The organism is Photobacterium sagamiensis (assembly GCF_050337085.1).
Taxonomy (GTDB): domain Bacteria; phylum Pseudomonadota; class Gammaproteobacteria; order Enterobacterales; family Vibrionaceae; genus Photobacterium; species Photobacterium sagamiensis.
In genome coordinates this window covers 85,152-111,423 of the sequence record NZ_JAKJSP010000024.1, presented here as the reverse complement: position 1 = coordinate 111,423, position 26,272 = coordinate 85,152, and the positions used below count along the sequence as shown (strand labels likewise).

The 26,272-nt window shown below is 43.4% G+C and carries 18 protein-coding genes; 7 read left to right on the top strand and 11 right to left on the bottom strand.

The features are described 5' to 3' along the window. The first annotated feature begins 118 nt into the window (after positions 1-118). Positions 119-1,867 carry an AAA family ATPase gene (locus tag L4D76_RS12535; protein WP_428441229.1) on the top strand — a complete coding sequence of 583 codons (1,749 nt, stop codon included), beginning with the start codon at positions 119-121 and terminating at the stop codon, positions 1,865-1,867. Positions 1,868-1,930: 63 nt separating this feature from the next. Beyond that, on the top strand, positions 1,931-2,449 hold the full coding sequence (gene fabA, locus L4D76_RS12530; RefSeq protein ID WP_428441271.1) for a bifunctional 3-hydroxydecanoyl-ACP dehydratase/trans-2-decenoyl-ACP isomerase: 519 nt from the start codon (positions 1,931-1,933) through the stop codon (positions 2,447-2,449). 132 nt (positions 2,450-2,581) lie between these two features. Here fabA and L4D76_RS12525 read toward each other — a convergent pair whose 3' ends face one another. Then, positions 2,582-3,136 (bottom strand): SGNH/GDSL hydrolase family protein, encoded by a 555-nt coding sequence (locus L4D76_RS12525; RefSeq protein ID WP_428441228.1) that lies wholly within the window; start codon positions 3,134-3,136, stop codon positions 2,582-2,584. Positions 3,137-3,313: 177 nt separating this feature from the next. Here L4D76_RS12525 and L4D76_RS12520 point away from each other — a divergent pair, with 177 nt between their 5' ends. The 4 genes from L4D76_RS12520 (at position 3,314) to L4D76_RS12505 (ending at position 5,979) form a co-directional block, all read left to right on the top strand. Next, positions 3,314-4,150, top strand: a complete 837-nt coding sequence (locus L4D76_RS12520) for an NAD(P)H-binding protein (RefSeq protein WP_428441227.1) — start codon at positions 3,314-3,316, stop codon at positions 4,148-4,150. A 277-nt stretch (positions 4,151-4,427) separates the two neighbouring features. Then, entirely contained in the window at positions 4,428-5,009 is a 582-nt protein-coding gene (locus L4D76_RS12515) for an NAD(P)H-dependent oxidoreductase (RefSeq protein ID WP_428441226.1), read from the top strand. Positions 5,010-5,165: 156 nt separating this feature from the next. Then, positions 5,166-5,630, top strand: a complete 465-nt coding sequence (locus L4D76_RS12510) for a hypothetical protein (protein ID WP_428441225.1) — start codon at positions 5,166-5,168, stop codon at positions 5,628-5,630. A gap of 25 nt (positions 5,631-5,655) precedes the next feature. Beyond that, complete coding sequence (locus L4D76_RS12505) at positions 5,656-5,979, top strand: DUF6506 family protein (RefSeq protein WP_428441224.1); 324 nt, start codon at positions 5,656-5,658, stop codon at positions 5,977-5,979. Between the two features lie 622 nt (positions 5,980-6,601). Here L4D76_RS12505 and rmf read toward each other — a convergent pair. The 10 genes from rmf to pepN all read right to left on the bottom strand — a co-directional run bounded on the left by rmf (position 6,602) and on the right by pepN (position 24,662). Next, positions 6,602-6,772 carry a ribosome modulation factor gene (rmf, locus tag L4D76_RS12500; RefSeq protein WP_107282664.1) on the bottom strand — a complete coding sequence of 57 codons (171 nt, stop codon included), beginning with the start codon at positions 6,770-6,772 and terminating at the stop codon, positions 6,602-6,604. A gap of 171 nt (positions 6,773-6,943) precedes the next feature. Continuing rightward, a complete protein-coding gene (locus L4D76_RS12495; protein ID WP_428441223.1) occupies positions 6,944-8,965 on the bottom strand; it encodes a DUF3466 family protein in 2,022 nt (673 codons plus the stop codon). Next, on the bottom strand, positions 8,965-10,905 hold the full coding sequence (gene uup / locus L4D76_RS12490; RefSeq protein WP_428441222.1) for an ATP-binding cassette ATPase Uup: 1,941 nt from the start codon (positions 10,903-10,905) through the stop codon (positions 8,965-8,967). Before uup ends, L4D76_RS12495 begins: the two co-directional genes overlap by 1 nt. Beyond that, on the bottom strand, positions 10,892-11,155 hold the full coding sequence (locus L4D76_RS12485; protein WP_428441221.1) for a glutaredoxin family protein: 264 nt from the start codon (positions 11,153-11,155) through the stop codon (positions 10,892-10,894). The genes uup and L4D76_RS12485 overlap by 14 nt, the downstream gene beginning before the upstream one ends. Beyond that, positions 11,156-13,294 (bottom strand): bifunctional 23S rRNA (guanine(2069)-N(7))-methyltransferase RlmK/23S rRNA (guanine(2445)-N(2))-methyltransferase RlmL, encoded by a 2,139-nt coding sequence (gene rlmKL / locus L4D76_RS12480; protein ID WP_428441220.1) that lies wholly within the window; start codon positions 13,292-13,294, stop codon positions 11,156-11,158. It lies immediately after the preceding gene. 1,165 nt (positions 13,295-14,459) lie between these two features. Continuing rightward, positions 14,460-14,999 (bottom strand): cell division protein ZapC, encoded by a 540-nt coding sequence (locus L4D76_RS12475; protein ID WP_428441219.1) that lies wholly within the window; start codon positions 14,997-14,999, stop codon positions 14,460-14,462. A 147-nt stretch (positions 15,000-15,146) separates the two neighbouring features. After that, complete coding sequence (gene pyrD / locus L4D76_RS12470) at positions 15,147-16,157, bottom strand: quinone-dependent dihydroorotate dehydrogenase (protein WP_428441218.1); 1,011 nt, start codon at positions 16,155-16,157, stop codon at positions 15,147-15,149. Between the two features lie 163 nt (positions 16,158-16,320). Next, a complete protein-coding gene (locus tag L4D76_RS12465) occupies positions 16,321-21,150 on the bottom strand; it encodes an NAD-glutamate dehydrogenase (protein WP_428441217.1) in 4,830 nt (1,609 codons plus the stop codon). A gap of 285 nt (positions 21,151-21,435) precedes the next feature. Then, complete coding sequence (locus tag L4D76_RS12460) at positions 21,436-21,657, bottom strand: DUF2835 domain-containing protein (RefSeq protein ID WP_428441216.1); 222 nt, start codon at positions 21,655-21,657, stop codon at positions 21,436-21,438. 365 nt (positions 21,658-22,022) lie between these two features. Continuing rightward, positions 22,023-24,662, bottom strand: a complete 2,640-nt coding sequence (gene pepN, locus L4D76_RS12455) for an aminopeptidase N (protein ID WP_428441215.1) — start codon at positions 24,660-24,662, stop codon at positions 22,023-22,025. 310 nt (positions 24,663-24,972) lie between these two features. Here pepN and pncB point away from each other — a divergent pair, with 310 nt between their 5' ends. Next, a complete protein-coding gene (gene pncB, locus L4D76_RS12450) occupies positions 24,973-26,187 on the top strand; it encodes a nicotinate phosphoribosyltransferase (protein WP_428441214.1) in 1,215 nt (404 codons plus the stop codon). Positions 26,188-26,272: the final 85 nt, after the last annotated feature.

Below are 26,272 nucleotides of genomic sequence, written 5' to 3'. Positions count from 1 at the left end.
TGATATTTAACTGTTTGTTTTACCTAGCGCTAAATATCATCAATATCTGTCTATTATGAAGCCATTGATTCCTTTATACTGCTGTCCTTTTCACAGTAACGAAAGAAAGCACAAGTCTATGCAGCAAGAATCCTGGCGCACAATGACCCCAGATTACTCAAAGTATCAAGCCATTCTGGAAGATTATGATAATCTGCCATTTGCCCCTACAGGTACTTTGCAAGACCGTCTTAGCGATGCCGTACGTCGGTTCACCGCTGTTGAATTACAGCCGCGTGTTCTTCGTATCACAGCGCCCGATAATAAAGTTTATCGCGACTACGTGATCGAGCTTTTGTCAAAATATGACGCAGAAAGTCAAAAAGTTAAATATCAGCAAGGTGATTCTGAGGGTCAAATCAATAACCAGAATCAGAATAATGAATCTTCGATCATCATTGCCGGTGAAAATGTGACAGAACTGACCCTTTTCGGTGCGGTTTATCCCCCTTCTGAAGACGGTAAAATCAGCAAAGCGCAAGTTAAGCATGGTTTGCTTCATCAAGCGAATGATGGCTACTTGGTTCTCTCCGTTACCAGTATTCTCGGTAATCCATCATTGTGGCCACGCCTAAAAAGCGTCTTAATGAATGGTTCGCTTGAATGGCAGCCTGCTTCTAAGAAAACCTTATATCCGATCCCGCCTGCTGAAACACTGAATGTGAAGTTAGTATTGATCGGTGATCGTTATTTGATGGCTGAGCTTGAAAATGCAGAACCAGATATCACATCCGGCTTTTCTATGTACGGTGAGTTCGAGCAAGATCTGCTACTGAGTGATGAAACCTTACCGCTTTACCTTTCTTACATCAAAGATCTGGTCCACAAGGCAAAGCTGCCCGATTTGGCTGACAGCGACGCCCTGGCCGCTCTATTAAGAACAGGTGCCCGTTATGCCGAAGATCAAACCCGCGTTCCTCTGTGCCCTCTTTGGCATCAAGGCTTGTTATCGGAAGCGTCGATTGAATCTCAGGGCGACAGAATTACCGCAACGCATCTTAACGCATCGATGAAAGCCCGCGATTACCGCGAATCTTATTTGCCAGAACGCGCTATTGAAGATATCCACCTGGGTCAGGTTGTCATTGATTGCCAGGGTGAAGAGATTGGTCAGGTCAACGCTCTGACTGTTGTCGATATTCCCGGGCATCCTAAAGACTATGGTGAACCAGCTCGTATTTCTTGTGTGGTCCATTTTGGTGAGGGCGACATTTCGGATGTTGAGCGTAAAGCTGAGCTGGGCGGTAATCTTCATGCCAAAGGCATGATGATCATGCAGGCATTCGTCAGTGCCGCACTCGATCTGGATCACGCATTACCCTTTACAGCCTCGATTGTATTTGAACAATCTTATTGTGAAGTCGACGGCGACAGCGCCTCGCTGGCAGAACTGTGTTCATTAGTTTCTGCGCTATCGATGCAGCCAATCAATCAGCAGATCGCCATTACGGGGGCTGTAGACCAATTTGGCCGTGTGCAGGCTGTAGGCGGCATTAATGAGAAGATTGAAGGTTTCTATAAGGTTTGTGTTCATCGCGGCCTTACAGGCAATCAGGGTGTCATTTTACCGAAAACAAATTTAAGTAACCTTTGCCTTAATGATGAAGTACTCGATGCAATCAAGTCAGAAAAATTCCATATTTGGGCGATTGAAAGTGTTGATGACGCCATTCCATTGTTAACAGGCAAAGCATTCAAAGGCGACAAACTGGATACTGATACTATACTTGCTAAAATTGCTGAACGTATTGATGTGTTCCATCATGGTGATGTAATCAATGAAGTCAGTTGGTTAACGATTGTTCGCAACTGGTTTGTCCAGCACTGATCCGAGTTGTTTAGCTTACACGTGTAAGCTAAATTGCTCCCATAATTTCTTGGAGTAGTACGAATTCTGATGAAACGCAATTCTTATGAACGTGAAGACTTAGTTGCATGTGGTAATGGAGAGCTTCATGGCCCTGCATTCCCTTCTCTACCATCTGACAATATGCTGATGATGGACAGAATTTTAGAAATCACGGATGACGGTGGTGAATATGGCAAAGGCTATATTCATGCCGAGCTCGATATCAACCCTGATCTATGGTTCTTTGACTGCCATTTCAAAGGTGACCCGGTTATGCCTGGTTGTCTTGGCCTTGATGCAATGTGGCAACTTGTTGGTTTCTTCCTTGGCTGGCATGGCGGCGAAGGTAAAGGCCGTGCGCTTGGTGTTGGCGAAGTGAAATTCACGGGTCAAATTCTACCAACCGCGAAGAAAGTGACATATGAAATTAATCTAAAGCGTGTGATTAACCGCAAGTTAGTCATGGGTGTTGCTGACGGTCGTGTACTGGTAGACGGCAAAGAAATCTACGTCGCTAAAGATTTAAAAGTAGGTCTGTTCACTGACACTGCCAGCTTCTAAGTCTCTCAGACTAAATGACAGTTAAAAGGTCGCATTTTGCGGCCTTTTTTGTGTCTGGAGATTGCTGATATACAAGTCTCGCTAATCATGGTCAATAGGCAGCCCGAACACACGGGCTGCTTATACAAGAAGCTATTTCCCCAATAACTGCTTAGTGGAAATAAAGCTAGCCAGACTTTCAGCTATCGCGGTATGCTCATCGGCGACCGGGTGCCACATACATCCCCTCATCTCGGCGCGCATCTCTGTCACATAAACAGGATCTGCCCCCATATTATCAAGCTGTTGCTGAACTTGCTGTACCGACAGATTGAGACGATCGTGTGGCCATATATACTGCGTCATGATGACAATTGGCACATCATTATATCGCTGACGTAGCTGACCGATAAAATCAATATAGGCATCTACCCATGCTTGCCGAAACGCTTCAGTCGTTGGCCATGGTTCATTCGCGTTGACTTCGGAACTAAAATCGTTAGCACCCAACTCGATGACCAATAAATCCGGATAGCGATCTTCAAACGCCTGATCGCTATTATAGACAGCCCCAGCTTTTCCCTGATAATACGGCAAATTGTGGTATGGCTGATTACCGTCCCAAGGCGACACAGAGCATATCCGCAGAATATAGCTATAAAGGCATTGCAGTGGAGATTTCCAGATAGTTTGTTGACCCTCTGACATTTTTAGTGCCGAGTTTGTGCCACTCCACCTCATCTTTAATGATGGAGCACAATATCAATGTTGATATCTAGGCCAAATACATTCTCATTAAAGCACATATTTTTGAACATTATCCTTGACTCTTCCCCATAGGGCACACTTTACAGTAGGTGACATTATCCACTTGTAAGGTCTCCTATGAGTAAACTAAAGCGTCATTTCCTCGTTGTTGCTGCTGCATCTAGAGGAGCAAGAATTTTCATTAAAAATGCTTTGAGGCAGGGGCACGATGTAACAGCTATGTGCAGAGCACAAAGTGATCATGAAGCTTTAAATCGAATAACTAAAATACTAAATGAAACGAAACTGACAGAAAGCAATATTCCTCAGGCAAAAAACAGAGGAACATTAAAAGCGACGAATATCAGCATATTATGTCCTGAATCATACAACAGTATTCTTACAAACGATTTATCAGTTGATGCTATATGCTGCTTTGTCGGCGTAACAAAAGTAAAAGATATGCTTGATTCTAAGTATTCAATTTACACGGATACTATTAGCGCAATCGTTGAAGGAATGAAGCAAAGCCGATGGGTAGAAACCTTTTATCATGGCTCTGTCGGAACAGAAGGTATCCCTGGTGCATCCGTTACGGCTTGGCCTGCCAACTACAATGTAATCGCTAACATCATGCCCGTTATTTTCCCGGTTTATAAGAATGTAACTGAAAGTGAAAATATTCTCGCTCAAGCCGCTTCTGAGGGCTTAAAATATGTTATTTTCCGGCCTGCTGCACTTAAAGATAGGCCCGCAAAAAGACAATATGGCTATAGCTTTGATATTACGGGATTAAATAAAGCTGATCATCCTCTCAAACATGCCAAGATAAGCATTAGCAGAGAAGACGTAGCAGAAGAAATTTTACGAGTAACAACCCTACCTGAGCAGGAACGAAAAAAATGGCATGGTCACGGCGTATATATTGTAGATATGAAAAACAGTTACTATCACCATAAGATAAGCAACAAATAAAATATCTGATTATGTGTTATGAGGAGGACAATCCTCCTTTTCATAACACTTTTATTCAACGATCATATTTCATGTTTGTCTGAGTTTGCACGCTACCCTTCTTAGGTATCGGCCCCAAACCCACAGTATTTAATAAATGCAATATGGCCCTAAAAAATGCCATGTAGCAATTGAAACACCTAAAACCTTACTAATATTAATAAGATTCATGATATTGTAATTAGACAGTATATAATTCAATATCGTCAAATAAAGTGTTAGAACTTGGGGAAACATAGTGAACTATTTAATTGTATTAGCACACCCTCTTGAGAATAGCCTTTGTAGTCACTTGTCAGATAAAACGATCAATCACCTAATAAATCAAGGCCATGAAGTAACTGTTAAGAATCTTTATCAGGAAGAATTTAATCCTGTGTTAACTCAGTCAGAAAGGCGGAGTTATTATGAAAGTCAGTTCGATGTCAGCAAGTTGAACGGCGAAATTAACCAATTAATAGAAGCTGAATGTTTAGTGCTAATATTTCCAACATGGTGGTTTGGCTTCCCTGCAATTTTGAAAGGTTGGTTTGACCGAGTATGGGCACCTGGCTACGCATATAACCATGCATCTGATCTTGGCTCAATTACACCATGTTTAGATAATTTAAAAGAAGTTAAAGTTATTACAACTTTAGGTTCCCCTTGGTGGGCCGATGTGTTCATTCTCTGGAAACCAGTATATAGAGTACTCAAAATTGCATTATTAGGAGCTTGTGCTAAAAACTGTAAGCTTAAAATGTTTTCATTTTATAACAGCGAGAACGCCTCAAAAACCAGAGTTAATAATTTCGTTAAAAAAACACTGCCTCATTTATAGGCATTGCCAGAAATAATTCGAACAAATAGCTTAAGTGGGCGCTCAAACATAAGAAAACTTTGGTTTAGAGTGTAACTGGCCTGAAAATTAATCGAAAGCGGCACTTAGCAAGTGCGTTAGAAAAAAAACGTTAAATTTGCAGGAGATATTTAGATTATGATGGATAGTAAAGTAGCAGCGCAACGCTGGGTAATGGGGGGAGGTATTTTTAATTGTGTAGTAGCATTTCCATTCTCAATGCCATTTTTACATGAGTCGTATATTAATTTATTTAATTGGTTAAATACATTTCTTGGCTTTGGTGGTAATAATTGGATCCCTCCAAGTGATGGTGGGAATATGCTATTTCTCAACACTGCAGGACTGGCATTATTTCTTGTTGGTATGATTCTTATCTATGCATCGAAGAATGTATCTGCGCGTATAGGTATCGCGTTATTCAATGGTATTGTTCGTTTTGTTTGGTCAATAGTTGCAATTCACTATTTACTAAATCATGAAATCATTCAAATAATGTACTTTATTGTTGTGATCGATCTTATCCTTGCATCAACCTATATTTATTATTACTTCACTATAAAATCCATTGAAAACCATCATGTAAAAGAAAAAATGGCTTAATGTGCTGAAAATAAGGAGTTCATCTATGATTCGTCAATATGGGTTTATTGTCAAAGCTGCCAACTATGATTATAAAAAGGATTGCTCTGTGCTTGAAACAGCACTATTTCGCACTAAGATTGTTGGGGTCAGATCCGATATGGAAGCTGTCATTGTTGCTAAGGACTTAATTCATGAAGGTGTACAAGTCATTGAGTTATGTGGAGGCTTTGGCAAAAAAAGTGCTGATAAGATCATTTCGGAGGTCAATTCTAATGTTCCGATCGGATTTGTGACATTCTCTGAAAAAGAAGAACTTAAATTATCTCAGCTTATTAGTGGAGAAAATGAGGCTATAAATCAATCGTAGCGACTGCTGATACTCGGTAGTTTTCTGAATTTGATTCATTGCTTGTGCACCTGTACCCATGCTCGAGATTCAGAGAGAGATATCGCAGAAATAGAGAAAGTGAAGACATAGTATGCCTCTGATCGGCAACACTCTGTACTGCCACTCGGAGATGCCAATCTCGTATGGTGGCAGTTCGAGCAGGGTTGTGTAACCCGCCTACCCCCTGTGTCAGACTACTTGTCGCCTCAAAAGACGTATGCAGCCCTGCCTGGTGACATTAACCGAAATGAGCCTGATTACATTGTTCGTTACACTGTGACGTTTTTGACTGCTCTGCTCAGGAAAAGTTATGCCCTATTACAAACCGAACCGAGAGGTAAAGAACTCGCCACTTTTATTCAAAGAAGCGTGATTAAGCACTTGGCTTAAGATCTAACAACAGCATATCAATGCTTTGAACAATGGGTTGATGGCTATATTGAAGGGATGATAATGGCTAAAAAAACATAAACCACGATAAGCTATTGATTTAGAGTGGTGAGTATTTTGAAATGTCTTAAAACCAGAATGGAAAGAGGATTCAATCATTAAAAAGCCCCTTCTCCTCAAAGGGGCCCAATAAGGGTTCTATGAGAAAGGGTTATTTGAGGCCTGTTTGAATTTCCTCTCTTGCGTCTCGCCAACCACCAAGCCAATTTGTACGGGCATCCAGAGATTGATATGGACAAGCTTCACTGGAGCGGCCATTTTTCCCTGCCTGATAACCTCGAGCTTGTGCACGTTCTAAACGATCCCGCTTTTGTCTCTTCATAGTTAGATCCTTATCTTTAGCTATTTTCTTTCATTACAGTTTCATAATGATGGAGCTTTTTGTGACTCCAGTTATAAGAATTAGCGATCTAACCCATTTGATCAACCCCAAAAACAACTCAGGCTCACAATTTGTGAGCCTGAGTAAAAAATAAACTATTTTGACAAAAATTTATTTTCTTCTTCTGAAACCAATCCAGCCTAGCATTGTCAAAGCAAACATACCTAGCGATGCACCAGATCGTTCGATTGATGAGGTTATTTCAGGACGCGCCTCTATCGTGCCATCAGGGATCGGAACCAGTTTCACAGCTACCAGTTTTTCATCACCACTACACTGCGATTCATTAGATAAGTCCTGATAACCACCAGCACACTTAAGCGCCGTCGCAGAAATCACACCCGCATCGTTAATACCGGTCGCCTGAGCAATACGGAACTGGTTCGCAGCAGCACCTACAGCACCATTGTCGTTAATCAGATCATCCAGCATCCACGCACTATTGGCAGTTAGTGGTGAATTTGCTATAGCTACACCTGCATTATAGGTGAACCCACGCTGGCGACGGAACTTGCCGTCAACCTGATTGGCACTTTCTGAGTCTACCCAGCCTACAATCTGATCATTGTTGTTAATAGCGCTCGGGAAGCCGTTGTAACCTTCGAAGAAAATATCTGCATTAATCGAACTATCAATGTATTTGGTGCTTGCACCATCGTAAATAAAGATATTTTCAGCATACGAACGGCTCTCAGAACGGTAGTTCTTCGAAACACCAACGACCTTGTTGTTTTCATTAATGCCTGTTGCAATTGAGTAACGATACTGACGATCGCTACTGCTATCCTCAATGTCTGTATCTGGAATTAAAGTAATATCCCATTCATACGTACTTGAGTCACCTTCAACAAATGACGCTTTCGGAGTAAAAATAGCTGCACGGGATGCGTAATAATCGCCATCAACGTCTTCAGTGGTAAAACCAACGATAACTGGCTTATCATTAACTAGTGCTACCGCTCGGCCACTTGCCTGGGCAGAACGGTCGCTGTCGGTTTCACGAGCAGCAACTGGCATGGGAGCGACTTGCTTAGTCTCTTCTGCAGTATTGTTAGCAGTATCGACAACCCAGAATGCGGCATTATTAGCAAAAACTGAATATTGGCATTCTGCGGTAGTAAATAAGTTTGCTGCCGTAGGCGTTGTGCCGCAATTCACTAACGTCGATGTTGTATAGCCAATGCCCTGACCATTAACTTCAACATCCTCTGGCAGTTTATCACTATCATCAAGATCACTTTGATCATAAGAAGCCGAACCTACGACCAATAGATTGCCGGTTCCTGCTGGATACTCAACAGCATCCCACGCAAGTGACTGCCCCATTCGCTCAACAAACTCTTTACCCTTAATCGGGCCCAGTTCTAGATTTTGCGAAGTTGTGTTAATGAAGCCACGTTTAGCAAACTGTCGTGCATAACGGCTACCGTTATCAAAATACCCCGAACTGGTTACACCAAAGGCATAGTCGCTGTCAGTAACAATACCGTTTACAACCGCATTAGAAGTAATATGAGTGCTGCTATCTTTTCCGACAAGGCTACCAAGCTGAGCAAGATTATCAGCCTCATAAGCGGTCTCGGCAACGGCAAATGTCTCTATTTTCTTACCATCGACCAGAGGAAATGCATTGGCAAAATAGTCTTTCGCTACCCAGGCCTGTTGTTCACGAAGAAGGCCACCAAAACCGGAAGCATCATATCTGTCTTCTCGGTTATAGTCTTTACCGAAATACTGAGATTCAGCCCAAACATCACAAGTGTTCGGGCCCAGGTTATCGTTGCAGTAGCGTTCAAAACTCCAGAGATCGTTAATTGACTGCTCATTATCGTAGATAAAAGGTGCTTCATCACGATAGTTAATACCATCGGTGCCAAAACGGCTTTCACCGACTACTATGTAATCATTTCCGTCATTACATGTAGCGTCGAAACAGTTTTCCCCGGCAGCAGAAGCTTTAATGCCCTGACCATAGAATTCTAATGTCTGGCTAGTATCTTTGTTAAAATACTCTAATGATTCGACATCACCTTGAGATGCAACCTCTACCACCTGATAAACAGCAGCATTGGCTTGTGTTGCACCGGCGATCAGCATCGCCAGTGTAGAAAGCTTTAACGTCTTATGTTGCATTATAATTCCTTCTGCATCGCTTCCAGCTCTTCCCAGCGTTCAAATGCTTGCTCAAACTCTTCTTCTACCACGGCTAAACGTGACAGTGTCGCTTGAGTGTCATTCTTCACATCCTGGAAGAATACAGGATCGTTAATTTGTTCCTGCAGCTGAGCAATTTCATTTTCCAAATCTTCAATTCTTTTCGGCAGGCTTTCCAGCTCTTTCTGGAACTTATACGACAACTTCTTAGTTGAAGCTGGTCGAGTTACCTGACGCTGCTTGTTCTCTTCTTTCTTTTTAGCTTCTGCAATTTGAACCGCCTGCTTGTTCGCTTCTTTTTGTTTCAAAAGAACGGCTGCAGAATTTGCGCGTTGTGCCTGGGCATCATGATAACCACCTACGTACTCGTCGATGACACCATTACCTTCGAAAATCCAGCTCGTTGTCACAGTATTATCAACAAATTGACGATCGTGACTCACTAACAGCAAAGTACCCTGATAGTTGGCAAGAATTTCTTCTAAAAGTTCCAATGTTTCGATATCTAAATCGTTAGTTGGTTCATCGAGGATCAATAAATTATTTGGTTTTAAGAACAACTTCGCTAATAACAGACGGTTTTTCTCACCGCCGGATAAGGCTTTAACCGGAGTACGAGCACGACGAGGGTGGAATAAGAAATCTTGTAAGTAGCCTAAAGCATGGCGAGTAACACCATTAACGGTCACTTCTTGCCTACCTTCGGCCAGGTTATCCATCACTGTTTTTTCAGGATCCAGCACTTCACGGTATTGGTCAAAATATGCCGCATCAATTTTGGTTCCACAATGGAAATGCCCTGATGTTGGAGTCAACTTCTCAAGCATCAGTTTTAATAGCGTACTCTTACCACAACCGTTTGGACCAATCAGTGCAATACGGTCGCCACGCATCACCGTAAAGCTGAAATCGTTGATGATTGGCGTCTCGTCATAGCTATATGAGATATGCTCAGCTTCAAACACAATCTTACCGGAGCGCTTCGCCTCCTGTAGCTGCATATCGGCCTTACCGACCACTTCACGGCGCTCACTACGTTCATTACGTAATGCTTTTAATGCACGAACACGGCCTTCATTACGCGTACGTCGGGCTTTGATCCCTTGACGTATCCACACTTCTTCTTGCGCGAGTTTCTTATCAAACTCGGCATTTTGTTCCGCTTCTACACGCAGCATCTCTTCTTTGCTTTCAAGATACAGTTCGTAGTCGCCAGGGAATGAAGCAAGCTGACCACGATCCAAGTCAAGAATCCGTGTTGCCATCGAGTGAATGAATGCCCGGTCGTGAGAAATGAAGATAATTGAGCCGCGGAAACTTTTCAGGAAGCCTTCTAACCATTCAATGGTTGAAACATCCAAGTGGTTTGTTGGCTCATCTAATAAAAGAATATCAGGGTCGCAAACCAATGCACGCGCCAGAGCGGCCTTACGCTGCCAGCCACCAGACAGATCAGATAATAGCGTGTGAGGATCCAGGTGAAGGGTCTCTAATACAGAGGCGATTTGAGTATCAAACTGCCATGCATTGGCATGATCAATCTTCTCTTGGGCACGCATCAGTTTATTTAAGTTTGATTCACTCGGGTCAACCGCAATCAAATCAAGTAAGTGGTGATACTCACGCAGTACCTTGCCGATTTCAGCCAAACCTTCAGCAACATAATCAAACACGTTACCTTCAGCATTACGCGGTGGATCTTGCTCAAGACGTGAGATTTTCAATTCAGTCTGGCGCTGAATGCTACCGTCATCGAGCAATACATCGCCGGAGATAACCTTCATTAACGTCGACTTACCTGCGCCGTTACGACCGACTAAACAAACACGCTCATTCGGCTGCAGAACAAACTCCGCTTTATCAAGTAAAGCGTGATCGCCATATGCAAGTTGTGCGTTACTAATATTAATTAATGCCATTACTGTTTAACCATGCTGCAAGTTCAGCCGCATCAAACGGCCAACCAAGTTCTGAAATTGAATGTTGATTTTCTATAGAAGAGACAGAGATAGAAACAACGGGAATAGTGACGCCGTAACGTGAAAAGAGCGCATCATCAAAGGCAATATCTACCACTTGAACGCGCTCTTGTACGCCTGCCTCTGTGAGCAGGCTATAAGCCTGCTCACAGAGATGACATCCTTGTGTGCTATACAGCGTAATTAGCACTTAACCTTCCTTATGGGTAATGATCCAGCAGTTATGGATATGCTTGTTCTTGGCAAAATCCATTGGAAGCGTTTTGTCAGAAATGTTCTGGGCCTTCAGGCCAAGTTCTTCTAACTTCTCCAGATCCATCTTGAATTGGCGCTTATTGTTAGAAAACACAATCTGGCCTTGTGGACGTAGCATGCGCTTTAGGTTTTCCAACAACATTACGTGGTCACGTTGAACGTCGAAAGTCTGCTTCATACGCTTAGAATTCGAGAACGTTGGCGGATCAATAAAGATCAAATCAAACGTATCATCGACTTCTTGCAGCCACTGTAAGCAATCAGCCTGAACAAATTCATGCTCTTGCCCTACCTGCCCATTAAGCTCCATGTTCTCTTGAGCCCAACGCAAATAAGTATTGGACATATCAACCGTGGTTGTTGACTTAGCACCACCACAAGCGGCATGGACCGTTGCAGAGCCGGTATAAGCAAACAAGTTCAGGAAGTCTTTACCTTTTGCCATTTCACCCAGCTTACGACGGGTAATACGGTGATCAAGGAATAAGCCCGTATCAAGGTAATCGTACAAGTTTACTTTCAGATCAACACCGTACTCATTCACTGTCATGTGACGTTCTGCACTGGATAGCTTCTGGTATTGATTCTTACCCTTCTGGCGCTCACGAACTTTTAAAATAACCTTGTTATTATCAACACCCGTTACTTCAATCGTGGCACGCAGCACATCCATGATACGGCGGCGAGCGGTTTCTTCAGGAACCGTCTTCGGTGCTGCGTATTCTTGAATGATTAAGTAATCTTTATACTTATCAATAGCGGCATTGTAGTCAGGCAAATCAGCGTCATAAATGCGGTAACATTCAATACCTTCTTTCTTCGCCCACTTACTTAGCTTTGCAATGTTCTTTTTAAGACGGTTAGCAAAATCTGGCGCAACTTGTTCTTGCTCGATTTTACCTTCTTTCTCGCCTTCAAGCTGTTTTACGCCACCAGCGGTGATCAAATACGATTTGAGCACACAGTCTAGCGTACCGTTACGTAGTTTGAATTGCTTGTCAGCACGCATGCGTAAGCAGCTTAATAGCTCATTCGAGCCTGAATAGATTGCCGCTGTCGAACCGGCAAAAGCCAGCTTTAAGCGATTACCAAATTCGGTGTACAGTGAAATCAGCTCAGGCGTGGTACCTAAACGCTCACCATATGGAGGGTTACACAGTACAACACCGGCTTCAAAGCCCTCAGGGCTCACAAGCTGTGTCACATCACTGTATTCGAAATTAATCAGATCTTTCACACCGGCGCGGCCAGCATTATCGCGAGCAATGGTTAATACACGGCGATCCATTTCACGGCCGAAGAACTTGGTTTCAACTTTCGCAGGGCCACGACGTGCTTTAACTGATGCTTCTGCGTGAATTTCTAACCAAGCTTCTTTATCAAAGTCTTTAATTGATTCAAAGCCCCAGCGCTTACGCTTTAGGCCTGGTGCGATATCAGCCGCCATCATCGCCGCTTCAATGAGCAAGGTACCAGAACCACACATTGGGTCTAATAACGGCTTCTCTGGCGTCCAGCCACTTTTTATGACCAACGCAGCAGCATGAGTTTCACGCAGTGGCGCGGCACCCGCTTCAGTACGATAGCCGCGTTGGTGCAGACCGCTACCCGCCATGTCAAGGCCAAGTACCCCTTTTTCACCCGCCAAACGCATATGAATGCGCAGATCAGGTCGCTCACGGTCGATGTTAGGACGACGTAAATCAGCTTTTGTAAAACGGTCAACGATGGCATCTTTTACCTTCATTGCACCGTACTGGCTATTGCGGATTTCACGGTTAGTACCGTTGAAATCAACAATAATGCGCGTGTCACTACCAAAGTAGTCCGGCCAGTGAATAGCTGTCGCACCCAGATACAAGTCCATGTCGTCACGGACATTGAACTCACTAAGGACCTGAATGATACGGGATGATATGCGGGTCCATAGACAGCAGCGATAAGCAGTAGCCTGATCGGCCTTAAAACGGACGCCGGCATGAGCAACCTGGATGTCTTGAGCACCAAATTGTTCTAATTCTTCTGCAAGGAGGTTTTCAAGGCCTCGAGAGGTGATAGCTAGATATTGATTCATGGAATTCTTTTCACACTTAAGTTGGCGAGAATTATAACCGAAAACAGAGTAAATACCTCTTTCTTCACGAGCTTGATGACATCATTTAGCTAAAAAACACCAATTTTCGACCTCAATTGATTCAATCGAAGCATCACAGCTATCTCAGCCTTGAGTTCCAGCATCAACAATCACCAAAAATCCGTTTAAGCGGGAACAACCGTCCGGAAATATTATGACCTGCCGCACACTTTTCCTGCATTAAACTCACACCACAACCACTGTTCACTCAGGTCAACAATGTGATTATTTACACAAATCGTTCTCAACACCCTCTGGTGAAAGTGTGTACTCACACACCACCATGCCAATTGTTTCCACACCGAAACGCCGCCTGTTACCTGTTGATTTAAAACAGGAAAAACACAGTCGAACAGGTCCATGCACAAAACTTAACGTTGCTATGGTTGGTAATTGCTTACTGTTCTTATAACCCTTTTAACCTTCACCATTGAACTTCACCCTCACAATTTCCTGCGGGGAAACTATTGCTCACAAGGAAAGAATGGAGGTGTAATTAACTTTCATTAAATGCGGAAATGAGGAAATGTATCGTTGAGTCACAAATAATACGAGGCAAAAAACACATGTTTTCACTGCGTTTTTTCACAAAAAACGCAAAAAAGAGGCACAAAAAAATATCATCTTTTAGGATAATTTTGATAAAAATCACTTATTTCGTTCAGATATTCACCAGAATACCGACTCGAACCAAATCATCGGAGTCTGTCATTTTCTATGTTTGATTCAATAAGCTGATGTTTTCCTGCCAGATCCCTAAAAAAATGCTGGATACCTTCAGAAAAAGTTTCTCTGAATAGCCATATGAGCGAATAGTGGTTCTATTGGGAATATGGCTAACACAGTATAAAAACCACTGAAACTCGCCCCTTGGGAGCTCCTGGAAACTATGAATCATGCATCTTGAAATGCTTTGGGTATAAAACTGCAAACTGATCACGACTCTTCCCTGCTTTTGTTAGAAAACAAAAAGAAGACTATCGGATTAATTTGGAACTGGAGCGAAAATAGAGATTAGAAGTGATGGTATAGAAAGCTGAGGATAATGAATGCGCGGGCAAACGCCTTGCCTGTTAGGTGTTTTAGATCATTGATACGCGGTTAGCTAGCCGACCAAAGCCAAATTAAGCGAAACCTCTTCCTCATAGTGCTCCATACGGTCATTCATCACCTTAATAGTGTCGCAGAACGCCATCTCTTTGGAGTTTGATAGGGCTAAAGGCTCAATCTCTGTCATCATACAGAGGCTTGCGCAGCCACAATTTTCTATAACAAGGAATTTAGCTGTGCCATGAGGAGTCTGTAGAGTAACAATATCGCTGCTGGCTGGTTTACACTCTTCCGGCCGGGCTTCAAAAAACCAGCTTTTAGGCATCATAGGCTTATGGAAACGACTTGCGGCTACGGCATTAAGGGCCAGCTCTGCTTTACGTGGCACAGAAATATCGAGGTGGGAAATACTTTCTTTATACGTCTCGAAGACTGTCGCATCATCGACAGTAAATACGCACTGATCATACGCGCAGGGAATAAGATTCTTAGTCGGAATTGAAACGCGAAAAACCATATCGCCCCCTAGATCTAGCATCAGGGAATCATCCTTATGGTCGTAATACCACTTCCATGAGTCATTAGGTTTTAGCACGTAAACTCTCCAAAATCAGTTCGTTATATTGTTATCAAACGATATGGAAAAAACTTTAGAAGAATTTTACTGCTATGATTACAAAAGAAAAGGGGAAATAAATTCCCCTTCTTGGTGTTCGCTTAATGTATTTTTGACAAGGTCTGATTAAATATTAATCACAATGTCTTTAACTAATTTCGGACCGTGATAAATGAAGCCGGTATAGATCTGAACAAGCTTAGCACCGGCCAACATTTTTTCGCGAGCAGAGACTGCAGAATCAATCCCACCGACCCCGATAATAGGAAGAGCACCATCGAGAGCTTGAGCAAGAAGGCGAATAACTTCCGTACTTCGATTCTGAAGTGGACGACCACTCAACCCACCAGCTTCATCACAATGAGGCATACCTTGCACCAAGGCACGATCAAGCGTGGTATTGGTTGCGATGACACCATCAATCTCATTGCGGATCAATGAGTCTGCTATTTGCACAATCTCGTGATCTTCAAGATCAGGTGCGATCTTTAACGCCAGCGGAACATACTTATCATGCTTCTTCGCTAACTCTTTTTGTTTCAGCTTTAATTGGCCAAGAAGATCATCAAGCGCTTCGCCATATTGAAGAGATCGAAGACCCGGCGTATTTGGCGAGGAAATATTAACCGCAATATAACCGGCGTGTTGGTAAACTTTATCCATGCAGATTAAGTAATCTTCTGCGCCCTTTTCAACCGGTGTGTCTTTATTCTTGCCGATGTTAATACCAATTACACCGTCATATTTGGCTTTCTTAACATTCTCAACCAGGTTATCAACACCTAAGTTATTGAAGCCAAATCGATTGATAATCCCTTCGGCGGGAATAACACGAAAAAGACGAGGTTTATCATTTCCGGGTTGAGGACGAGGCGTTACTGTTCCGACTTCAACAAAACCAAAACCCATCGCGCCGAATGCATCAATACATTCACCGTTTTTGTCCAGGCCTGCTGCCAGTCCTACCGGATTTTTGAATGTGATGCCCATAACTTCAACAGGGTGATCGGGAACATGTTGACGATAGAAAAGATCAAGTGGAGTGCCGGTAAAGCGAGAAAAGTTCTGAATAGCAAGATCATGTGCTTTTTCTGCGTCTAGCTGGAAAATAGCGGATCGTGCGAGGCGGTAAATCATTGTACCTCCTTAAAAAAGCCCCGTGTAAACGGGATGACATTATTCACAGGTTTACCTTTTAACGCAAACGATTTCGGCAATAATGCTTATTCAATAGCAGAAAGGCCATTCTATCCGAAGACATAATGGCCTTTTAAACACAAATTACTTATTAACAGTATAGCTATACATTCGAACGGCAATTCAAATTAAGCAGCATCAATTCTCGCAATGCGACTGAGAACTTCGCAAACTCATGAGTTGTACCCACTTTGAACTCAGCTAACACGCTATCCCAACGCTGAATCGTAGTTTGGTTCATATCAATCCAGCTATCAATACTCTGCTCCGCTTCTTGCCCATCTTGCGAACTGGTAATCACTGCAGATGTAAGCTGGCGTTGCTGCCAATCAAGATCTTCACGGAAAGATGCACGTGCTAGTGCCTGCCAATGGTTTTCGACCGGCTGGTTGTGTACCTGCTTTAAGAACCAGTGCAGGGACAGCTTGGCACCAACGACGAAGTAGACTCTGGAGATATAATCAATATCTTTATCCAGCTCTTTCGCAATCTGCGCAATATCCATCGCTGAATACAAGCTGCTTAGCCGGGCAATATTATGAGCCAGACTTTCTGGTACACCCTGTTCAATCATCACCGCTGCTTGATCGTTATGTTCTTCCACCTCTTCCGTTACGAGGTAACATTCCAGGTTGTCAGCCAGTGTTTTCACAACAGGTAGATAAAAGTCAATTTGCTGCTCAATACCCATTGTGCGACTACGGTTACGCAAGATCCAACGAGTCGCACGGCGTAGCATACGACGACAGCGATACAACATCTCATACTGTACTTCAGCCGGGATCACGTTATCGAGTTCGCGGATCTGGTTAAAGAATGTATCAAATTTAAAGACTTTACGGCCGACGGAATATGCTGCAGATATTTCTACCATGGTTGCCCCGGTCTCTTCCTGCAGGCGGGTAACAAAGTTACAGCCCATTTCATTCGACATCTGGTTAGCCAGCGCAGTCGCAATCAACTCTTGTCTCAGCGGATGCTGATCCATTTGCGGACGGTATTTTTCCTGCAACTCTTTCGGGAAATAAGCCGGCAACAAACGGGTATGGTAAGGATCGTTAGCGATCTCATCGCTGACTAAATCCTCTTTAAGTACCATCTTACCGTATGCCACTAGCACCGCGAGTTCCGGACGGGTTAGCCCCATCCCAGATTTCTCACGCTCTGCTAACGTGTCGTCATCAGGTAGGTACTCAAGAGCACGATCAAGTTTTCCTTCACGCTCAAGGTGATGAATGAAGCGAATTTGCTCTTTCAGTAACTGTACCTGTTGCTGCTGAGTCACTGAAATAGACTCACTCTGACAGTATGCATTATCAAGAACGATCTCGCCGACTTCATCCTCCATACGTTCCAGCAGCTCATTACGCTGTTTGTAGGTCAAATCACCAGCTGCTACCAGGCTATTAAGCAAGATCTTAATGTTCACTTCATTATCAGAGCAGTCAACACCACCAACGTTATCAATAAAATCAGTATTAACCAGGCCACCGGTTTTGGCAAAATCAACACGGCCAAGCTGGGTCATACCCAGGTTGCCCCCTTCACCAACAACTTTGGCACGTAGCTCGCCACCATTGATACGAAGCCCGTCGTTAGCACGATCACCAACATCGGTGTGGGTTTCACTTTGTGCTTTTACATAAGTACCGATACCACCATTCCAAAGCAAATCCACTTCCATTTGCAAGATCAGGCGGATCAGTTCGTTCGGCGGTAGGCTCTGTTTACGCGTACCCAATAGTTTCTGAAGTTGTGGTGTCAGTTTGATCGACTTGCTGCGGCGCGAGAAGATCCCGCCACCTTCCGAGATCAGGCTTTGATCATAATCATCCCAGCTGGATCGTGGCAGATTGAACAGACGATCACGTTCTATCCAGCTCGATGCAGCATCTGGATTTGGATCCAGGAAGATGTGCATGTGATTAAACGCGGCAACCAATCGGGTATGTTTCGACAATAACATACCGTTACCGAATACATCACCGGCCATGTCACCGATACCCGTACAGGTAAAGTCAGTCGTCTGGCAATCAATGCCAAGCTCACGGAAGTGACGCTTAACGGATTCCCAGCCACCTTTCGCGGTGATCCCCATTTTCTTATGGTCGTAACCGTTTGAACCACCAGAGGCAAATGCATCACCTAACCAGAAATTGTAATCATCCGATACTGAGTTCGCTAAATCTGAGAATGTTGCGGTTCCTTTATCGGCAGCCACAACCAGATACGGATCATCTTCATCATGACGCACGACATTTGCCGGTGGCACAAGCTCACCACCAATGACGTTATCGGTCACATCCAGCAGGGCACGGATAAAACGTTTGTAACAACGCTGGCCTTCAGTCCAAATTTCTTCTCGTGTTGTCATTTGTGGCTGGCGTTTGCAAACGAACCCCCCCTTCGCCCCCACGGGAACAATCACTGTATTCTTAACTTGCTGTGCTTTAACCAGACCCAGAATTTCAGTTCGGAAATCTTCCTGGCGATCTGACCAACGTAAACCACCACGGGCCACTTTACCGCCTCTCAGGTGAACACCTTCTATATCCGGTGCATACACAAAGATCTCAAAGAATGGTACAGGTGCCGGAATATCAGGAATTTCAGACGGTCGCAGTTTCAGTGACAACCAAGGCTTCGCACTACCTTGATCATCAAGCTGATAATAGTTAGTGCGCTGGGTGGCCAGGATCATATCCATGTAGCGGCGGATGATCCTGTCATCATCAAGACTTTCGACTCGATCCAATTTCTTATTCAGTTTTTTGATGAGATCTTGTTCGGCTTTCTCTGAATGCGTATTGATCGGATCGAAACGAAACGTAAAGAGTTTAACCAAATCACGGGCAAGCTCACTATGACTCGATAATGTTTCTTCAATATAGTGCTGACTAAACGGGAAACCAACCTGGCGCATATAGCGCGCATAGCTTCGCAGAATGGTAATTTCACGCCCGGTTAAACCGGCACAAAGAACTAAGCGGTTGAAACCATCACTTTCCAGAGTCCCGTGCCAGATAGCTGAAAATGCTTCCTGGAAACGATCGCGTGCTTCACTGAGATCAATCCCCGTACAGGCATTATGAAGCATCGCAAAATCGAGGATCCAGAAAACCGTACCATTCGCGGTAACCACTTGATACGGAGACTCACCAATCACTCGCAATCCTAAGTTTTCCAACATAGGCATCACATCTGATAAGTGGATCGGTTCATCACGATGGAACAGCTTTAACTTCACAAAGCGTGAGTCATTCGCTTCTTCCTGAGGACGGTAGAAAAGCATGCCTAGTTTGTTATCTTCACTCAGCCCTTCAAGTTGCTCGATATCTGCGACAGCAGACCCAGGCAACATCTGTTCTTTATATGACCGTGGGAATGCGCGTGAATAGTTCTTCGCTAATGGAATTCCATTGCTTTCACCAAAGTTTGCCACTAACGAATTACTTAAACGATCTTCCCAAGATGCTGCAGCTTCTACCAAGTTATGTTCGATAGCCTTCACATCCACATCGTAATTATTATTTTCAACCCGCACGATATAATGAGTTCTCGCCAGTGAGTCTTCGGAGAAGAAAGTCGTGAATTCAACAGACTGCTCAGAACCAAAGTAGTCTTTAAGGATGGTCTGCGTTTTTGTTCGTAATTCAGTGTTATAACGCTCTTTTTTCACATAAACCATGCAAGAGAAGAATCGACCAAATGGATCTCGTCGAACAAACAGGCGTAGTAAGTCACGATCCTGCATTTGTACAACACCGCAACCAACATCCAGCATTTCTTTCTCATTCGCCTGAATTAGCTCATCGCGAGGATAGGTTTCAAGCAGGTTGTTCAACGCTTTCCAAGAATGAGAACCTGCTGAATACCCACTCGCATCCAGAATTCTAGCCACTCGGTTTCGGATCAGCGGGATATTCTTCGCGGTCTGATGATATGCGGTCGACGCGTAAAGACCGATAAAGCGGTGCTCGCCAATCACATTCCCTTGTTTATCAAAGCGCTTAATACCGATGTAATCAACATAAGCCGGACGATGGATCTTCGACTTGGTGTTACTCTTAGTTAAAATCAGAAGCTCATGTTTACGCGCTTCGATACGGGCAGATTCGGGAAGATCTGACAATAACAGACCGTGAGCTTTATCTGGCTTACTAAGAAGACCTAAACCATTATCATCTGTTGGACGAAGTTCAAAGTCACCTTCAATGGCATTTAAGTCATATTGGTGATAACCCATAAAGGTGAAATTATGGCGATTTAACCAGTCAATGAATTCGATGGCTTCTTCACGATGCTCATCATCAACAGGCAAATCTGTGGTTTTAAGTTCATCCGAAATTTCCTGCATTTTGTTCTGCATGGCCTGCCAGTCAGTCACCACCAGATCAACATCATGAAGCACGTTTTCTAGTTCTTCTTTTAGCGCCCGCATTTCTGCTTTGTCAGTAAGACGGTCGACTTCGATATGGAACAGTGTCTGATAATCCCCATCGCTACCACACGCTTCAATAATGTCCCCTTCTTCATTTCGTTTAAAGAAGTAAGGGCCGTTGAGCATAAGGTGGCTGGTAATATCCAGACGATTAAGTGTCATACGTACAGAATCGACCAAGAAAGGACGATCTGGCATTACAATTTCGACAACGGTGTGGGTGGATTGCCAACCGTAGCGGCTAAGTGTCGGGTTATAAACGCGGATCGAAACTTGATCAGCTTTGTTTTGCATTAAATGGTGCCACAGGCTCAATACGGCACCATATAAATCAGATTCATTTCGTTGAAGCAGATCGTCATAAGCTAATTGCCCTAACAGTCGTTGAGCGAAAATTTCTACTAATGACTGCTGAGGGACTTCAATCTTATCCTGGATTAAGCCATACACTTTCTCTAGCAGTACCGGCACTATCGGATCGGGTGCGGTCATAGCGAATGCTCCATCATTATTATGTTTTATAAATCAAGTATAGGGGGTTTGAACGCTTTAGCGTGATAGCTATTGTAGGAGGTTTTGTTGCAAAATGGTTACGTTAATTACACTGTTCAGATAAGAATAAATCGAATATGTGACTAAGGTAAAGATTTTGGCTAGTTGTTCTATCTGGCAATAGTGAGAATGATGGTTATCAAGTAATCAGTGCTGAAAAAATGGTCTAACCAATTATCAGACAGATAGATTTAGCGGATCTCTGGCTCTGTCACCCGCCCTTTCTTATACAACCTTTTCTATGATTTCGATTTTATTCTGACTGTTTACGATCACTCGAAAATAGCCTTTTACTCCCAACTGGCTCAAAAAGGGACGAAATCGCGAAGCGGGAAGCTGCAGCTTCAGACCATTATCGGTCACCACTATGACAGTACTGGCTGCACCCGAGTAATGATTAAGAAAAGATTGGTAGGTGATGTTGAGTGAGAATGTGTAGGTTGTCATTAGTTGCCAATAGTATCTAGAGACGAGATTCTAGGAACGAGGTACTCGTACCCAAACCCAATGAGTATAATGGATGAAACGGTCAGAATCCGTCATCCCAGGCTGACCCGATACTGACATCGAGAGATAAAATCAGATTGAAGTAATCAATTTATCGCCCCACAGAAAGTAATAGACCTGGGATCCATTCTGCACGGAATTTTCCAGCGATGAAGAACTTGTTAGTATGTAAGCCCTTCAAATTTCACTGAAAATGGATCCCAGATAATTGCTTAAGTAAGCCCAATCAATAATAAAAAGATCAGCGTTAAGCAATTTCGGGGATGACGAATAATCCGGAGGCTTTTGTTCTCTTAACGTTCCGATTAAGAGTCTAACGCTTTCTGCACTTTCTCGAACAGATCTTTTGCCAGATTATCCAGCTTTGCAAGTTTTTCCAGCTCTGTACGCATTAATGCCTGACGCTGCGCGTCATATTGGCGATACTTCAAAAATGGTTCAATCAAACGAGAAGCAACTTGCGGATTGCTGCTGTTCAGCTCAGTCAGAATTTCTGACAAGAACTGGTAACCACTACCGTCTTTAGCATGGAAACGAACCGGGTTATTCGCGCAAAAGCTTGCCACCAGACTGCGAGTACGGTTCGGGTTTTTCAAATCAAACGCAGGATGGGTCATGGTTTGGCGAACGTTCTCAAGTGAGTTTTCAACCGGGTTTTTACCTTGCAGGATAAACCACTTATCCATCACCAGACCATCATGCGTCCATTTGTCACTAAAATCAGCCATTTGTGATTCGCGACATGCCAATTCAGCATCATTCGCCGCAGACATCGCCGCCATAGTATCAGTCATGTTATCAAAGTAGTTGTATTGCGCTGTGACTAACTGATTGCCTGCTTCAGTGTAAGCTAAATAGCCTAAACAACAGTTACGCAATGCGCGCTTAGCCATTGCTTCATGCGAAGTATTGTATTCAGCTTGCGCTAATGAATGGTAGATAGCGGTAAACTCATCTTCCATTTCAGTCGCTAAGATCTTCTCGATCTCACCGACTACAATGTTGATCGCATCAACGTCAACCGTTTTGTACCAGCCGGCAATCTCATTCTCACTTGGCAATGTCAGCATCTCTGCAATAAATGCAGGATCCAGTTTTTCATCCAGTAATGCACCGCGGAAAGCATCCACGACAGATGCTGGAAAATCAATGGCTTCGCCGTTCTGTACTCGTTCAACATTGTTACGGATATATTTAGCCAGTAATATCTGACCAGCATCCCAACGGGCAAATTCATTACGCGCATGCACCATCAAAAAGACCAGCTCTTGATCTGAATAATTGTATTCAAGAGTAACCGGGGCAGAGAATTCACGCAGCAGTGAGAGTACGGGCTTTTCATTAACGTTCGTAAATTCAAAAACCTGCTCGTTTTCTGTGATATCAAGCAAGTTTTCAACCGGGATACCGTTACGCTGTAACTCAATCACGTTACCCAGGCTATCATACAACTCAACATCAAGCGGAATATGCAGTGGTAATTTCTCTTCCTGCCCTGCTGTCGGTGCAGTTTGCTGCTGAACAGTGACGCGGTAACACTTTTGTTCTGCGTTATAGTCTGTCGTCACTCTAACAACTGGCGTACCAGATTGACTGTACCAACGACGGAACAGCGTTAAATCAATACCCGATGCATCTTCCATCGCCTGTACAAAATCATCACAGGTCGCTGCAGTTCCATCGTGACGCTCAAAATACAATTTCATACCTGCCTGAAATTTATCTTCGCCAAGTAAAGTATGCATCATGCGAATCACTTCACTACCCTTTTCATACACGGTCAGAGTATAGAAGTTATTCATCTCAATCACTTTTTCGGGACGGATTGGATGAGACATTGGGCCACGATCTTCCGCAAACTGCGGGCCTCGAACAATACGAACATTATTGATACGGTTAACGGCACGAGAACCTAGATCAGATGAAAATTCTTGATCGCGGAATACCGTTAAACCTTCTTTCAGACTTAACTGGAACCAGTCACGACATGTTACTCGGTTACCCGTCCAGTTATGGAAATATTCGTGACCAATAACCGCTTCAATGCCCTGGTAGTCAGTATCCGTCGCCGTCTTTGAATTTGCTAACACGTACTTTGAGTTGAAAACGTTCAGGCCTTTGTTTTCCATTGCTCCCATGTTGAAGAAATCAACGGCAACGATCATATAAATATCAAGGTCATATTCCAGACCAAAACGTTCTTCATCCCACTTCATCGAATTGATCAAAGATGTCATGGCATAATCAGCGCGATCAAGATTTCCTTTATCGACAAAGATCTCAAGTTCAACGTTACGACCGCTCATGGTGATGTAGTTATCACGAAGCACATCGAAATCACCAGCCACAAGCGCAAACAGGTAGCTAGGTTTCGGGAACGGGTCTTGCCATTGCACCCAATGGCGGCCATTATCCAGAACACCAGAATCAATGCGATTACCATTGCTCATTAGGTAAGGAAATTCACCTTTGTCAGCAATGACTTTAGTTGTAAAGCGAGCCAATACATCCGGACGATCAAGGTAGAAAGTAATGCGGCGGAAACCTTCGGCTTCACACTGGGTACAGAACCCACCACCCGACTTATATAATCCTTCCAGTAGCGTGTTGGCTTCAGGATTAATTTTCGTTTCGATGGTCAGCTCAAAATCAGCAGGTAGCCCACGCAAAGTCAGTGATGCTTCAGCTTCGTCATAATCTGACCATGCCTTACCATTCACTTCAATACGTACCAGATTAAGACCATCGCCGTCTAGCACAAGAGCTGCATCTGCCTCGGCCAGACGTTTGATCTGACTGACTGCAACAACATGAGTTTCTGTATCATGAAGGTCAAATTCAAGTGCAATATCAGTAATTGTGAAATCAGGAGCGCGATAGTCGGCTCTGTATTTGGCTGTTGGTTGTGTGACTGTAGATTGCTCTGCTGTAGACTGTTCTGCCATTGTTTCTGTTCCTTTGTTATCCGCCAGAGCAAGGTATGCCCATCATAAACGGCTGACACGATACTCGTATTATTCTGGCTTTTCAGCCATCAAACAAGAATTAATATCAACCATACTCACATATTCAGTTGATTGCTGCTTTAGTTGCACAATTAAACAGCAATAAATAAATATTGTGAATAATTTCTTTGTTTTCAAGGTTTGCATATTGTGTTCGCCACATATTTTTTTGCTGATTTGAATGATTTACGCCAAATTAGACCGAAAATAATGTAAACTTTCCGGATTGCGAAAAACAACAGCACTAGATATGAATAACACAGGACACATTGGGGTTATCGACTCCCTGCTTGATACCGATGCGTATAAACTGCATATGCAGCAAGCGATTTTCCACCAATACCCAAATATAGAGGCGGTTGCGGAGTTTCATTGCCGAAGCCAAGAAGACCTCCGTCCTTACTGCAAAGAAATCCAAGCGCAAATTGCACAAGTTTCAGCATTATCCTTCTCTGACGAAGAGCTGGAATATTTATCAACGCTTTCTTTCTTCCAACCTGACTACCTTAATTACTTAAAAACCTTCTCGCTCAACAGTGCGCAGGTAGAAGTTGATGACTCAGGTGACCAATTAGCGATTAAAATCACGGGTAAGTGGATTGACATTATACTCTGGGAAGTGCCTCTGCTGGCCATCATCTGTGAAATACGCGCAACCCAACGCTATCCGCAAGCAACAGCGGCTGATGCAATTGGTCAGTTAAAAACAAAAATTGAACGTTTTTATCAAAATGCTCAAGCTTCAAATAACGATGAAGCAATAGATTTAAGTCAGTTTTCATTAGTCGATTTTGGTACTCGTCGTCGTTTTTCAAAAGACGTACACCACCAGGTTGTTGACTATTTAATGGCTAACATGCCTGAATTTAAAGGCACTTCTAACTACCATTTAGCCCGTACTCGCGGCCTGACTCCATTTGGCACCCAGGCACATGAATGGTTCCAGGCGCACCAACAGTTGGCTGGCGAACTGGCTGATTCACAACAACTTGCATTGAATCGCTGGCTTCAGGAATACCCAGATTCGTTAGGTATTGCCCTCACCGACTGTATAAATATGGATGCTTTTTTGCGTGATTTCGACTTACGTTTGTCAAAACGTTTTGTTGGTCTGCGTCATGATAGTGCTGATCCAATATCTTGGGGCGAGAAAGCAATCCAGCATTATGAATCACTCGGAATTGATCCAAAAACTAAAATGCTGATTTTCTCAGATAGTCTAACGTTAGACAAAGCGCTGAATATTTATAAGCACTTTGTACACCGTATCAATGTCAGCTTTGGTGTTGGTACCCAGTTAACCTGTGATTTACCCGGCATCGACACATTGAATATCGTGTTAAAACTAACGGAATGTGAAGGTAGACCAGTCGCAAAAATTTCAGATGAACCGGGTAAAAGTATATGTCGCGATGAAGCTTATTTGAATCAGCTTCGCCAGGCATTCAAAATTGCGAATCATTGATCAACAGACAAACAGTTAATGTTAAAAAGGCTTATCCTTGCTAAGCCTTTTTTACTACTCAAAACATTGTCTCGGTTTAAATTGC

Excerpts from the sequence above, each read along its gene's own strand:
- L4D76_RS12535 (WP_428441229.1), top strand. The coding sequence starts at position 119 with ATGCAGCAAGAATCCTGGCGCACAATGACCCCAGATTACTCAAAGTAT.
- L4D76_RS12525 (WP_428441228.1), bottom strand. The coding sequence starts at position 3,136 with ATGTCAGAGGGTCAACAAACTATCTGGAAATCTCCACTGCAATGCCTT.
- L4D76_RS12520 (WP_428441227.1), top strand. The coding sequence starts at position 3,314 with ATGAGTAAACTAAAGCGTCATTTCCTCGTTGTTGCTGCTGCATCTAGA.
- L4D76_RS12510 (WP_428441225.1), top strand. The coding sequence starts at position 5,166 with ATGATGGATAGTAAAGTAGCAGCGCAACGCTGGGTAATGGGGGGAGGT.
- L4D76_RS12505 (WP_428441224.1), top strand. The coding sequence starts at position 5,656 with ATGATTCGTCAATATGGGTTTATTGTCAAAGCTGCCAACTATGATTAT.
- rmf (WP_107282664.1), bottom strand. The coding sequence starts at position 6,772 with ATGAAGAGACAAAAGCGGGATCGTTTAGAACGTGCACAAGCTCGAGGT.
- L4D76_RS12495 (WP_428441223.1), bottom strand. The coding sequence starts at position 8,965 with ATGCAACATAAGACGTTAAAGCTTTCTACACTGGCGATGCTGATCGCC.
- uup (WP_428441222.1), bottom strand. The coding sequence starts at position 10,905 with ATGGCATTAATTAATATTAGTAACGCACAACTTGCATATGGCGATCAC.
- rlmKL (WP_428441220.1), bottom strand. The coding sequence starts at position 13,294 with ATGAATCAATATCTAGCTATCACCTCTCGAGGCCTTGAAAACCTCCTT.
- pyrD (WP_428441218.1), bottom strand. The coding sequence starts at position 16,157 with ATGATTTACCGCCTCGCACGATCCGCTATTTTCCAGCTAGACGCAGAA.
- L4D76_RS12465 (WP_428441217.1), bottom strand. The coding sequence starts at position 21,150 with ATGACCGCACCCGATCCGATAGTGCCGGTACTGCTAGAGAAAGTGTAT.
- L4D76_RS12460 (WP_428441216.1), bottom strand. The coding sequence starts at position 21,657 with ATGACAACCTACACATTCTCACTCAACATCACCTACCAATCTTTTCTT.
- pepN (WP_428441215.1), bottom strand. The coding sequence starts at position 24,662 with ATGGCAGAACAGTCTACAGCAGAGCAATCTACAGTCACACAACCAACA.
- pncB (WP_428441214.1), top strand. The coding sequence starts at position 24,973 with ATGAATAACACAGGACACATTGGGGTTATCGACTCCCTGCTTGATACC.